General features: G+C 66.4%; 12 protein-coding genes. 8 read left to right on the plus strand and 4 right to left on the minus strand.

Annotated elements, in window-relative coordinates; all coding sequences use genetic code 11:
• Position 1: 1 nt before the first annotated feature.
• Both rdgB and rph read right to left on the minus strand, forming a co-directional pair.
• Positions 2-601, minus strand: a complete 600-nt coding sequence (gene rdgB / locus VFG40_RS03050) for an RdgB/HAM1 family non-canonical purine NTP pyrophosphatase (protein WP_324894761.1) — start codon at positions 599-601, stop codon at positions 2-4.
• Positions 602-605: 4 nt separating this feature from the next.
• On the minus strand, positions 606-1,337 hold the full coding sequence (gene rph, locus VFG40_RS03055) for a ribonuclease PH (protein WP_324894763.1): 732 nt from the start codon (positions 1,335-1,337) through the stop codon (positions 606-608).
• An 80-nt stretch (positions 1,338-1,417) separates the two neighbouring features.
• Here rph and VFG40_RS03060 point away from each other — a divergent pair, with 80 nt between their 5' ends.
• Positions 1,418-2,278 (plus strand): YicC/YloC family endoribonuclease, encoded by an 861-nt coding sequence (locus tag VFG40_RS03060; protein WP_324894765.1) that lies wholly within the window; start codon positions 1,418-1,420, stop codon positions 2,276-2,278.
• 439 nt (positions 2,279-2,717) lie between these two features.
• Here the strand turns inward: VFG40_RS03060 and VFG40_RS03065 are convergent, their stop codons facing one another.
• A complete protein-coding gene (locus VFG40_RS03065; RefSeq protein ID WP_324894767.1) occupies positions 2,718-5,885 on the minus strand; it encodes a sensor histidine kinase in 3,168 nt (1,055 codons plus the stop codon).
• A 568-nt stretch (positions 5,886-6,453) separates the two neighbouring features.
• Here VFG40_RS03065 and gmk point away from each other — a divergent pair.
• The 6 genes from gmk (at position 6,454) to VFG40_RS03095 (ending at position 10,700) form a co-directional block, all read left to right on the plus strand.
• A complete protein-coding gene (gene gmk / locus VFG40_RS03070; RefSeq protein ID WP_324894769.1) occupies positions 6,454-7,080 on the plus strand; it encodes a guanylate kinase in 627 nt (208 codons plus the stop codon).
• Between the two features lie 108 nt (positions 7,081-7,188).
• On the plus strand, positions 7,189-8,025 hold the full coding sequence (locus VFG40_RS03075; RefSeq protein ID WP_324894771.1) for an ABC transporter ATP-binding protein: 837 nt from the start codon (positions 7,189-7,191) through the stop codon (positions 8,023-8,025).
• Complete coding sequence (gene mlaE / locus VFG40_RS03080) at positions 8,022-8,792, plus strand: lipid asymmetry maintenance ABC transporter permease subunit MlaE (RefSeq protein WP_324894773.1); 771 nt, start codon at positions 8,022-8,024, stop codon at positions 8,790-8,792. The genes VFG40_RS03075 and mlaE overlap by 4 nt, the downstream gene beginning before the upstream one ends.
• A 46-nt stretch (positions 8,793-8,838) precedes the next feature.
• Complete coding sequence (gene mlaD / locus VFG40_RS03085) at positions 8,839-9,693, plus strand: outer membrane lipid asymmetry maintenance protein MlaD (RefSeq protein ID WP_324894775.1); 855 nt, start codon at positions 8,839-8,841, stop codon at positions 9,691-9,693.
• A gap of 36 nt (positions 9,694-9,729) precedes the next feature.
• Complete coding sequence (locus VFG40_RS03090; RefSeq protein WP_324894777.1) at positions 9,730-10,398, plus strand: MlaC/ttg2D family ABC transporter substrate-binding protein; 669 nt, start codon at positions 9,730-9,732, stop codon at positions 10,396-10,398.
• Positions 10,395-10,700, plus strand: coding sequence for an STAS domain-containing protein (locus VFG40_RS03095; protein ID WP_324894779.1), 306 nt, complete (start codon positions 10,395-10,397; stop codon positions 10,698-10,700). The genes VFG40_RS03090 and VFG40_RS03095 overlap by 4 nt, the downstream gene beginning before the upstream one ends.
• Positions 10,701-10,808: 108 nt before the next feature.
• On the opposite strand, the gene VFG40_RS03100 is transcribed toward VFG40_RS03095, so the two are convergent.
• A complete protein-coding gene (locus VFG40_RS03100) occupies positions 10,809-11,654 on the minus strand; it encodes an MlaA family lipoprotein (RefSeq protein WP_324894781.1) in 846 nt (281 codons plus the stop codon).
• Positions 11,655-11,856: 202 nt separating this feature from the next.
• Between VFG40_RS03100 and rpoZ the strand changes: the two genes are divergently transcribed.
• Positions 11,857-12,147 carry a DNA-directed RNA polymerase subunit omega gene (rpoZ, locus tag VFG40_RS03105; protein WP_324894783.1) on the plus strand — a complete coding sequence of 97 codons (291 nt, stop codon included), beginning with the start codon at positions 11,857-11,859 and terminating at the stop codon, positions 12,145-12,147.
• Positions 12,148-12,251: the final 104 nt, after the last annotated feature.

Here is a 12,251-nt window from a genome sequence, read left to right on the forward strand (position 1 = left end):
CTCAGGCTTTCAGGTCGATCAGGCGCGCATGCAGCTGTGCCAGCGCCTGGCCGCGGTGGCTGATGCGGTTCTTCAACGCCTTGTCCAGCTCGGCGGCGCCGAGCGTGTGGCCGTCGGGCAGGAACAGCGGGTCGTAGCCGAAGCCGCCGTCGCCGCGCGGAGCATCCAGCACGCGCCCGTGCCAGCGGCCCTCGGCGATCAGCGGCGCGGGGTCGTCGGCGTGGCGCAGCAGCACCAGCACGCAGATGAAGAAGGCGCGGCGTTCGGCGTCGGGGCGGCCGTCCAGCTCGCGCAGCAGCTTGGCGTTGTTCGCCGCGTTGTCGCCGTGGGTGCCCGCGTAGCGCGCCGAGTACAGGCCCGGCGCGCCGCCCAGCGCATCCACGCACAGGCCCGAATCATCCGCCAGCGCGGCCAGTCCGGTGACCCGAGCGGCGTGGCGCGCCTTGAGCAGGGCGTTCTCGACGAAGGTCAGGCCGGTTTCCTCGACATCCTCCACTCCGAGCTCGCCCTGGGCCACCACGTCCAGCCCGCTGTCGGCGAGCAGGTGGTTGAACTCGGCCAGCTTGCCGCGATTGCCACTGGCCAGAACGATGCGGGCCATCGGCTCAGCCCGCGGCCAGGGCGGCGCGCTGGGCGGCAACCAGTTCGGTCACCCCCTTCTCGGCCAGCGCCAGCATCGCGTCCATCTCGTCGCGGCGGAAGGCGTGGCCCTCGGCCGTGCCTTGCACCTCGATCATGCCGCCGCCGTCGTTCATCACGACGTTCATGTCGGTGTCGCAGCTGGAATCCTCGGCGTAGTCCAGGTCGAGCACCGGCATGCCTTGGTAGATGCCCACCGAGACCGCGGCGATGGCGCCGATGATCGGATTGCGCTTGAGGTTCTCTCGTGCCATCAGCCGGGTGACCGCATCGACCAGTGCGACATACGCGCCGGTGATCGCCGCGGTGCGGGTGCCCCCGTCGGCCTGGATTACGTCGCAGTCCAGCGTGACCACCCGCTCGCCCAGCGCCTGGCGGTTGACGCAGGCGCGCAGGCTGCGGCCGATCAACCGCTGGATCTCCATCGTGCGCCCGCCTTGGCCGCCCTTGGCCGCCTCGCGCTGCATGCGCGTGTGGGTGGCGCGCGGCAGCATGCCGTATTCGGCGGTGACCCAGCCCTCGCCCTTGCCGCGCAGCCACGGCGGCACGCGATCCTCGACGCTGGCGGTGCACAGCACGCGGGTGTCGCCGAAACTCACCAGCACCGAACCTTCGGCATGGCGGGTGAAGTGGCGTTCGATGGAGATCGGGCGCAGCTGGTCGCTGGCGCGGCCGCTCGGGCGGCTGACGTTTTGCATGGGTCGGGGAGCCTGGTTGGGCAGGGCAGGGCGGGAAAGTTTACCATTGCGCTCTTTTCCGCACGTCCGCCAGGGCTTCCATGATTCGCAGCATGACCGCCTACGCCTCGGCCGAACTGGCCGGCCCCACCGGCACGCTCAGCTGCGAGCTGCGCACGGTCAACCACCGCTATCTGGAGATCAGCCCGCGGCTGCCGGACGAGCTGCGCGGCTTCGAGTCGCTGCTGCGCGAGCGCGTGGCGACACGCCTGTCGCGCGGCAAGCTCGATCTCACCGTGCGCCTGCGCGGCGAGGATCGGGGCGAGTCGTTGCAGGTGAACACGGCCACGCTGGCACGGCTGAGCGAGCTGGCGCGGGAGCTGCAGCCGCGCTTCCCGACCATGCAGGTGGAGTTCACCGAATTGCTGCGCTTCCCCGGCGTGCTCGACCGCGCCGAGATCGACAACGACGCCCAGCAGGCGGCGCTGTTCGATGTGCTCGACCGGGCGCTCGACGCGCTTACCGCCACGCGCGAGCGCGAGGGTGAGAAGACCGCGCAGATGCTGCGTGAGCGACTCGACGCGATCGAGCGGGTGGTGGCCGACGTGCGTGGCTGGATGCCGCAGATCCGCGCGGCCCTGCGTACGCGCCTGGAAACCCGGCTGGCCGACATCAAGCAGCCGGCCGACCCGGGTCGGCTGGAGCAGGAGCTGGTACTTCAGATCACCCGCACCGACGTCGACGAGGAACTCGATCGCCTCACCACCCATGTCGCCGAGGCGCGCCGCGTGCTCGGCCTGGCCGAGCCGGTGGGCCGGCGGCTGGACTTCCTGATGCAGGAGTTCAACCGCGAGGCGAACACGCTGGGTTCGAAGTCGGTGGACGCGCGCAGCACCAACGCGGCGGTGGAGCTGAAGGTGCTGATCGAGCAGATGCGCGAACAGGTGCAGAACATCGAGTAATGCCGGGGCAGACGTCGGCAACGTCGGAGTAGCTTCGCGCCCGGTCGTCCTTTTCGCTCCCGGATCAACCGGTGCCGGGCCTGCCAGGTGCAAAATGTTGCATCGACACCCACGCGGCCTTTCCTGCGGCGATCTCCGCGCGTGTGCGGCACGACTGGCGTCGGCTGTCCTTCGGCTGCTCCATGGCCGCGGTGGTCGAGGCGCGAGGAGTCGCGCACCGCGCTGCCTCGGCCACCTGCAGGTCATCTCGCAGCAAGTCGCCCGCCCGGCCTGCCGCGCAGCCGCTGGGGTGGTGCCGGGTGGCCGCAGGGGCTCGGGCAGGTTCCGATGGTGGTGATCATGAGACGCCTGTGGCGGCGCTCCCGGGTGCGGGTACGCGGGCGAAGACGGGAGACGTCAGGGGAGACGCCAACCGTTGCGGATCTGAGCCCGCGCACTTTCAGGGCAAGTACCTCGGGTAGGCCACACTCGCCGGAACCACCAGTTCGACTTCCGTGCCCGCGCCCGGAGCGCTGTGGATAGCAAGTCGCGCAGAAATGGCGCTTGCACGCTCATGCATGCCGGTGAGGCCGAAGTGCCCGTCTTGCCGTGAAACGGCGTGCTCTGTCTGCTCGAAGCCGACCCCGTCGTCGCACAACTTCAAGATGAACCAGCCCATCTCATACCGAAGCTCCACTTTTACCAATGCAGCCCGCGCGTGGCGAAGCGTGTTTCGGTAAGCCTCCAGGGCGATTTTTTGCACCTCGTCCCGCACCAGCGGGACCAGGGTAGTGGGGCGTCCATGAACCAGCATCTTGAAGTTCGGCATCGCGCCGTCGCGGTTGGTGTGCTCCGTCTCGGGAAAGGCGTGGATGGCAGCAATGAGATCCACCGAGTCGACGTCGCATGCGCGCAGGTGCTGAATGGCCATCCGGCCCTCACGCACCGCATCGTCTGCACGATCCAATGCGAGGTCGAGCGCCTGCGATGCTTCTTGCGGATGTTCCGGCAGGATCTCGAGAATCGAATGCAGTCGCAGGATGAGTCCCTGAAACCCCTGGAGCAGCGAGTCATGAAGGTCCCTGGCAATGCGGGTGCGTTCCCTGACGCGTTCTTCAAACCGGATTTCCAACCGACGACCGACTTCACGCACGCGATGGCGATACAGCCCGTAGCCGACGCCGCAAAGGGCGAAGATCAAGGCCATTCGGAACGGCCATGAAGCCCACCATGGCGCCTGCACCGTAACCAGAAGGCTCGCTCCAGGCTCGCCCCAAGGTCCGCCGTTTGTCGCCCCCTGCACCCGGAACAGGTATCGACCAGGGGGTAGCGTGGTGTAGTTGGCAATGCGCCGATCTGCACGGACCTCCTGCCAGTGAGCATCGATGTTTTCCAGTCGGTACCGGTAGCGATTGGTGTCCGGACTCGCAAAGCTCAGGGCGGCAAACTTGATGGCGACGTTACGCTGGTCGTATGACAGGGTGATCGCGTTCGAGTAGTCGACGGCGCGACGCAGCACTCCGCCAGGACCACGCTGCACAGGCACACCCGCGAGCTCCAGTCCGGTCAGGACAACCGGGGGCGTGTAGCGGGTGTCGCTGAGATGCAGCGGGTCGAACACGACACCGCCTGCGTAACCACCAAAATACAGCTTGCCGTCCTGGCCTTCGGTGCAGGCGGACCAGCCGGTGAGATCCGTGCCGGGAAGTCCGTCAGTGATCCCGTAGTTGCGGATCTTTCCAGTGCTTGGCTCAAGTTTCGCCAGCCCCTGGGTGGTGCTCATCCACAGGTCGCCCCGCTTGTCTTGGCGGATGCATGCAATCGAATCGCTCGCCAATCCGTCCCGGGTGGTGTATCGGGTGCTGGATCCGGTGTGCGGGTTGAAGCCGATCAAGCCGTTCAAGGTGCCCGCCCACACTGTGCCGTCAGAGCCGACCCGGACGGCATAGCCGCGCACGGAGAAGCCCTGCGGGAAAGGAAGGAACCTGCCCCTGCGCGGGTCGAAATGCGTGAGCGCCAGTCCGCTCAGCCAGAAGGTTCCGTCGGGGGCTTCATCCATGCTTACGAATGGCGAGGAGCCCCAGATGGTCGGGGTCACGAAGGACTGAAAGCTATCGCTGAGCCTGTCGTAGCGATTCAGGCCATTCAGGGTCGCTGCCCACAGTTCGCCCGTCCGATCCCTCAGCAGCGCGATGACACTGTCGTTGCTGGGCGAGCCCGGCTCGCCAGGCACATGGCGATAGTGCTTCTCGATCCTGCCTGTCGCCGGGTCCAGCTTGACCAGCCCCTGGCCCGATGTGCCAGCCCAGATCCGGCCGTCGACGTCCTCCGCCACCGAGAGCACATCGCTGGCGACGCCGTTTCCGGGTAGCTGCAATCTCATGCGTGTCCGGAATCCGGGGCCGTAGCGGGTCAGCGCACCCGTCGTGCCAACCCACAGGAAACCTGCGCGATCCTGGTAAACGACATTGACCAGGCGCTCGCCGAGATTATCCGGGTTGCCCGCGTCGAACGGCAGCGCCTGGAAGCTTGGGGGTATGGGGCTGAAGACATCCGGTGCAGTCGCTCCGAGTCCGACCCAGATGTTTCCCTCGCGATCCTGCAGCAGACTGGTCGTGCGATTCTCGGCCAGACTGTCCCGGTCCAGTGGTTGGTGGCGGTAACGTGTGGCATGTGTGCGTGACCGGTCGACCTTCAACAGGCCGTGGGACTGGGTGCCGACCCACAGATTACCCGCTGCGTCCTCCAGCATCGAGCTGACTCCGGTCAACGCGGTATCGTCGGACTGCTCGGGAGCAAAGCGATAGCGAACAAGCCTTGCTGCTTTTCGGTCGACGCGCGAGAGGCCGTTGCCTGACGCCTGCAGTACCCACAGGCTCCCTTCGTGATCCTCGAAGAAGGACACTGTGCGCTGCTCATGCATCGGGATGTGCAACAGGACCGTGCCGGTGTCCTGATCCAGCTCGTCCAGTCCAGCCGCTGTCGCTACCCAAAGACGGCCATCGCGTGTCTGGAAACTCGATCTGACGTCGTCGCTACTCAAGCTGTGGGGCAAGCGATCGTTGTGACGGAAGCGACCCAGTGCGCCCGTGGCCGGGTCAAGCCTGAACAGTCCGAGGCCGCTCGAGATCCACAGGGCGCCTGTCCGATCTTCGCTGATGTGCTTCGCCGTTGCGGGCTGACCATGTCCTCCGGTGCTCAGCGGGTAGCTTCGAAACGTCTCCGTCGCCGCGTCGAACCGATCCACCGACTGATGGCAGCCGACCCACACGTGTCCGGCTCGATCGACAAACAGGGCGTAGGTAAAAGTGCAGCTGAGGCTGCCGGCCGCGTTCTCCGAATGCCGGAACTGCTCGAACCGGTAGCCGTCGTAACGGGCCACTCCGTACTGCGTGCTGAGCCAGATATAGCGCTTTGCGTCCTGCACGATCACGGACGCGCGAGTCGATGGCAGCCCCTGCCCTGAGCCGACGTGTCTGAATCGAATGTCCGTGCCTTCCTCGACGACGAGATGGACGACCGTCGGATCCGTGTCGCTGTAGGTTGCTGCGGTCGCGTGGCCCATCGCGGCAGACATGGAAAGGGCCGACAGCAGGATCCGCGAGACGCCGCGCGCGCGCGCAGGCATTCGCACGCTCGGGCGGATGTCCTCCCGCCATGGCTGCCAGCTCTCACGGGATCTTTCGAACGACTTCGTGGGCTTCGGTGGAGGCATGGACGCAACCCATGACGCAACGGCGTCGCCAGATCTAGAAGAAACGGCTGGCCGCCTGCGGGTCCGGTTGGCGCATGCGCGGTGGGACGTGTGGAGACCGGTGCCGCGAGCAGGCGGATCGGGGCGAGCTGCGCGAGCGCGATCAAGGCCTACCGGGGCCAGCGCCAGTCTCGATCGGACATGGCGGCATTTTTGGACGGCCGGGCCACTGGTGCGGTAGCCCATGCGAAGCTACCCGCGCTGTCGTGTGCAGGCCCGGTGGCGGATGTCGCCACCGGCCAAAGCGACAGCGTAACCAGCCGCCAGCCTTCCCATCCGGTCGAGCGGCTTCGTGACCTATACTTGTGAGTCGTTCCTCGAGGCCAGGGCCATGCGCCGATTTGTTGTATCCGAGGCGGGACGTTTGACGAGGTGCAAAGTGTACAAACCCTTATCGGGTGCGGCTGGCGAGCCGCACGTGCGTGCTTAGGTGCAACATCCAATGACCGCGCGAGCTGCAGGTACCCTGTTCGTGGTGGCGGCGCCGTCCGGTGCGGGCAAGTCCACGCTGGTCAACGCGTTGCTGGAGGTCGAGCCGTCGATCTCGCTGTCGGTGTCGCACACCACGCGGCCGCCGCGGGTGGGCGAGCAGTACGGCCGGCACTACTACTTCGTGGAGCGTGCGGCGTTCGAGCGGGAGGTCGCCGAGGGCATCTTCCTCGAGCACGCCGAAGTGCACGGCAATCTCTATGGCACCTCGCGCACCACCGTCGACGGCCTGCTGGCCCAGTCGCGCGACGTGCTGCTGGAGATCGACTGGCAGGGCGCACGGCAGATCCGCGCGAGCAAGCCCGACTGCGTCAGCGTGTTCATCCTGCCGCCGTCGCGGCCGGAGCTGGAGCGGCGCCTGCGCGGGCGCGGTTCGGACGCGCCGGAAGTGATCGAGCGCCGCCTGCTCAACTCGCGCGAGGAAATCGCCCACGCGCACGAGTTCGACTACATCGTGGTCAACGACCGGTTCGAGGACGCGCTGGCGGACCTGCGCGCGATCGTGCGCGCGGTGCGCCTGCGCAGCGCGCTGCAGTGGGCGCGCCACGAAACGCTGATCGCGGACCTGCTCGCCCCCTGACCGGGGCCGCCGGGACGCTGCTGCGAGGCGTCTGCGACAGCCTGTCACGCCATGGCGCCGCTTGCGGCGTTCGGCTACCTTGTGACTCTTTGGCTCGACCCCGCCCCCATGACCGAACCCGCCCGCACGCCGCCCGATGACGAACCGATGGTGCGCGTCCGTGGCCTGACCACGGTGCTCAACGGCAAGACCATCTTCGACGCGCTGGACATGGACATCCCGCGCGGCAAGATCACCGCCATCATGGGCCCCAGCGGCACCGGCAAGACTACCCTGCTCAAGCACATCACAGGCCAGATGCACGGCGACGCCGGCGAGGTCTGGGTGGACGGCCAGAATGTTGCCGCGCTTTCGCGCGAAAAGCTGTTCAAGCTGCGCGAGCAGATCGGCTACCTGTTCCAGAACTCTGCGCTGCTGACCGACTTCGACGTATTCGAAAACGTGGCGTTTCCGCTGCGCCAGCACACCGACCTGCCGGAAGAGCTGATCCGCAATCTGGTGCTGCTCAAGCTGCAGTCGGTGGGTCTGCGCGGGGCCGCGGCGCTGATGCCCAGCGAGCTGTCCGGCGGCATGGCGAGGCGCGTGGCGCTGGCGCGCGCGATCGTGTTCGACCCGATGCTGATTCTCTACGACGAACCCTTCGTGGGCCTGGACCCGATCGCACTGAACCAGGTGCTCAAGCTGATCCGCACGCTCAATGAGACGCTCGGCATCACCAGCGTGCTGGTGGCCCACGAGCTGGAGGCGATCAAGCAGGTGGCCGACCGCATCTATCTGATCGCCAACGGCAATGTGGTGGCGCAGGGTGATCCGAAAACGATCGCCGAAGACGGTTCGCCCTGGACGCGGCAGTTCTTCGGTGGTGAGGCGGACGGACCGGTGCCGTTCCAGTATCCGGCCGGAGACTATGCCCAGTCGCTGGGTTTCCCGCGGAGCCAGGCATGAGCGCGCAACCCCAACGCAACGCGGTAACCGAGGCGCTGGCGCAGATCGGTGCCTGCGGCCTGTTCCTGCTGACCATCCTCGCGGCGGTGCCGCGCAGCTTCCGCCACGGTCGCGAGACGGTGCGCCAGCTGTGGTTCACCGGCGCGATGAGCCTCACCATCATCATGACCTGCGGCCTGTTCGTGGGCATGGTGCTGGGCCTGCAGCTCTATTACGTGCTGTCGATCTTCGGCGGCACCGCGGCCAGCGGCACGGTGGTGGCGATCGCGATTTATCGCGAGCTGGGGCCGGTGGTCACCGCGCTGCTGTTCGCCGGCCGCGCCGGCACCTCGATCACGGCCGAGATCGGCCTGATGCGCGCGACCGACCAGATCGCCGCGATGGAGATGATGGCGGTGGACCCGATCGCCTACGTCGCCGCCCCGCGTTTCATTGCGGGAGTGATCGCGATGCCGCTGCTGTGCTGCGTGTTCTGCGCGCTGGGCGTGTTTGGCGGGCACCTGGTCGGGGTGACCTGGCTGGGCATCGACAACGGCACGTTCTGGTCGAACATGACATCCACCGTCGACGTCTGGAAGGACGTGGTCAACGGCGTGATCTACAAGAGCCTGGTGTTCGGCGCGGTGGTCTCGCTGATCGCCGTCTACCAGGGCTACACCACGGCGCCGACCAGCGAAGGCGTGGCTTATGCCACCACCCGCACGGTGGTGGCCTCGTCCATCGCCATCCTGGCGCTGGACTTCGTGTTGACCGCGTTCCTGATGTGACTTCCTTCGTGACTCTTTCCGCTTTTTTCCATTCGAGGATCGTGCCGTGACCCAGCGAAAATCCTATGCCGTCGGCACCGGCCTGTTCATCGTGCTCGGCTTCGCCGCGCTGGCCTACCTGGCTACCCAGACCACCTCGGTTGCCAATGTGCACCAGGGCGCCAGCTACACGGTGAAGACGCAGTTTGCCAACGTCGGCCAGCTCAAGGAGCGCGCGCCGGTGAAGATCGCCGGCGTGCGTGTGGGTCAGGTCGAGGCGATCGCACTGGAGCCGGGCCGGGAGGTGGCCGATGTCACTCTCTCCATCGACAGGAAGTACGACCGCATCCCGCTGGACTCGGTGGCGACCGTGTTCACCAGTGGCCTGCTCGGCGATCAGTACGTCGGCCTGCAGTTCGGCAGCGCGAAGACGTTCGTGGGCGACGGCGGCACGCTGGCGTTGAGCAAGTCGACCGAGCCGCTGGAGGCGATGCTGGGCAAGTTCTTCGGTGCCGGCGCCTCCGCCGACAACCTCGGCGGCACCTACTCGGTGAAGGCCCGCTTCAGCAACGTCGGTGCGCTGTCGCCCGGCGCTCCCGTGAAAATGGCGGGCGTGGCGATCGGCAGCGTGCAGTCGGTGCAGGCCGATCCGATCAAGCTGGACGCGCTGGTGACTCTGGCGATCGACAAGAAGTACGACCAGATCCCGGACGACTCCGCCGCCGCGGTATTCACCAGCGGTTTGATCGGCAGCCAGTATGTTGCAGTGCAACCCGGCGGTTCCCCCGACATGCTCAAGGACGGTGACGAGATGATCCTCACCCAGTCCGCGATGCAGCTGGAGGACCTGATCGGCAAGTTCCTGGTCAACGGTTCGCCCGGCGACAAGGCCGGCAGCAAACCGGCTGACGGCGCCAAGTAGTCCCGCGACCTGTTACCCCTTTTCAAGGAGTTCCCCATGCTGCGTCCCCTGGCTCTTGCCCTCGCCCTGACTTTCGGTGCCGCTCTGGCTTCGCCGGCCTTCGCTCAGGATGCCGCTGCGGCATCGTCCGCGCAGCAGACGCCGGAACAGGTGGTGAAGACCATCGCGCACGACCTCGACACCACCATCGCCGGCCATCGCGACGAGCTGAAGACCAACAAGGAAAAGCTCATCGCGACGATCGATGACGTCTTCCTGCCGCATTTCGATATCGATTACGCCTCGATCCTGGTGCTCGGCCAGCATGCGAGGGAAGCCTCGCCGGAACAGCGCGAGCGCTTCGCCAAGGCGTTCTACAACTCCATCACCAATCGCTATGCCGAAGGGCTGCTCAATTACACCAAGGGCGCGGTGGTGGTACTGCCGTTCAACGGCGACCTCAACGACAAGCGCACCGTGGTGCGCACCCAGGTGGTGCTCGAGGACGGCAAGAAGGTATCGGTGGACTACGCGTTCCGCCGCAGCCGCGACGGTGACTGGAAGGCATACGACGTGATCATCGAGGGCATTTCTTACGTCACCAACTACCGCAACCAGGTCGACGCGGAGATCCGCAAGGTCGGCATCGCGCAGCTGATCACCAACCTGGAAACGCGCGGCGAAGACGCGCTGAAGACGATGGAGAAGGACGGCAAGGCGCCGTGAGCGACGTCGACTTCCAGCTCGAACCCGACGGCGCCGGTGCGCTCGCCGTGCGCGGCAAGCTCACCTTCGACAACGCCCATGCCGCACTGCTCGCGTTGCGCGAACGACTGCGTGGTGCGCCGGTAAGCGAGCTGGATCTGGGCGGCGTCGAGCGCAGCGACAGTGCGGGTTTGTCCTGCGTGCTCGCGGTGCTCGCGGACTCGCGATTGCAGGGGCGCCCACTGCGCGTGCGCCACATGCCCGCCGGCATGCAGGCGCTCGCGCGGGTTTGCGAAGTGGAGTCGCTGCTGACCGCTGGCTAGCGGGAACCGCGACAACGGAAGCAAAAAAAAGGCCCCGCAAGGGGCCTTTTCCATTGCTGCGACGCGCCTAACGCGAAGGGGCGGCCGACAGCGCCACGTCGGTGACGATCACGGCTTGCCCGACGAAGGCTGGTTGCTCTGCTCCGGATGCTTGGTTTCCCACTGGTGCTGCTCGTCGAGCAACTGGTCGGGATCGAAGTTGTCCTGGTCCAGTCCCTGCATCTGCTCGATCAGGCTTGCCGGCGGATTGCCGTCGTAGATCTTGTAGATCCGGCGCTGGCGGTAGGCATCGCGCACGAATACATAGGGATCGTATGCCGACTGCAGGAAACCCTCCGCATCGAACGCGCGCGAGCGCAGGTTCACCAGGTAGATCAGCTGGGGCAGGTACTGCTGCCCGTAGTGGTAGCCGTGCTTGCGGATATAGATCGACAGCGGGTCGAAGAAATAGCCGTCCACTGGCACCTGCCACACATCGCGGGTGGTGCTGGGGCCGAGGAACGGCAGCATCAGGTAGTCGCCCTCCGGCACGCCCCAGCGCGCCAGCGTGACGCCGAAATCGTTGCTCTCCAGCGGCAAGCCGAGCGAGCTGGCGGGATCGAAGATGCCGCCGATGCCGAGGGTGAGATTGACCAGGAATCGCCCCGTGCTCTGCAACGCCTGCTTCGGCCGCGCCTGGAGCAGGTCGTTCGCCACCGTCACGGGCATCCGCAGGTTGGTGAAGAAGTCGCCGACCGAGCGCCGCACGGGGGGGTTGGTCACCTTGCGATAGCCCACCGCGACCGGGCGGATCACCGCCTTGTCGAGCGCGTCGTTGAAGGCGTAGACCTTGCGGTTGTACTTCTCCAGCGGATCGTCGTTGCGCGGCTTGGCCACGGCGCAGCCCGCCAGTACGGCCAGTGCACCGGCCATCACCGCCAGGCGCATCCAGTATTTCGTTCGTGGGTGGAACATCGGTCTCGAGTCCGTTGCAGAGCCGGCAGGGGAGGGGCAGGAAAGTGTACTGTCTGGTTTTATATTATGCACGGGTTTCGCGGACCTTCCGTCCCGCCACCAAACCAACCGGGCATGATACGCGCTGGCGGATTGCCAGCAAAGCGGCCGCTGGCTACACTGATCGACCTTTCCAAGTTGCTTTACCGCCTGAGGATTTCGCATGGCACGCATTACCGTGGAAGACTGCCTTGAGGTGGTCGACAACCGTTTCGAACTGGTGCTGATGGCGACCAAGCGCGCGCGCCAGCTGGCCAAGGGCGCCGATCCGGCGGTCAACCCCGATCACGACAAGCCGACCGTGCTGGCGTTGCGGGAGATCGCCGATCGCCGCATCGACCAGGCCACCATCGACGAGATCGACAAGGCCGAGCGCGAGCGGGCCGAGCGCGAAGCGCTGGAATGGGCCGCGGCCGAGGTCGACGACGATCTCTCCAAGGGCGGGGACGACTGAGCATGATCGGGGCGGGCATCCGGTCCGTCACGGGCGGCACGGCGATCAGCGCCCGCCGCCCGATGGTTGCGCCTGCCGCCGTCTGCGTCACCTGCACGCGCGGA

This window comes from Dyella sp. (assembly GCF_035685805.1).
Lineage (GTDB): Bacteria > Pseudomonadota > Gammaproteobacteria > Xanthomonadales > Rhodanobacteraceae > Dyella_A.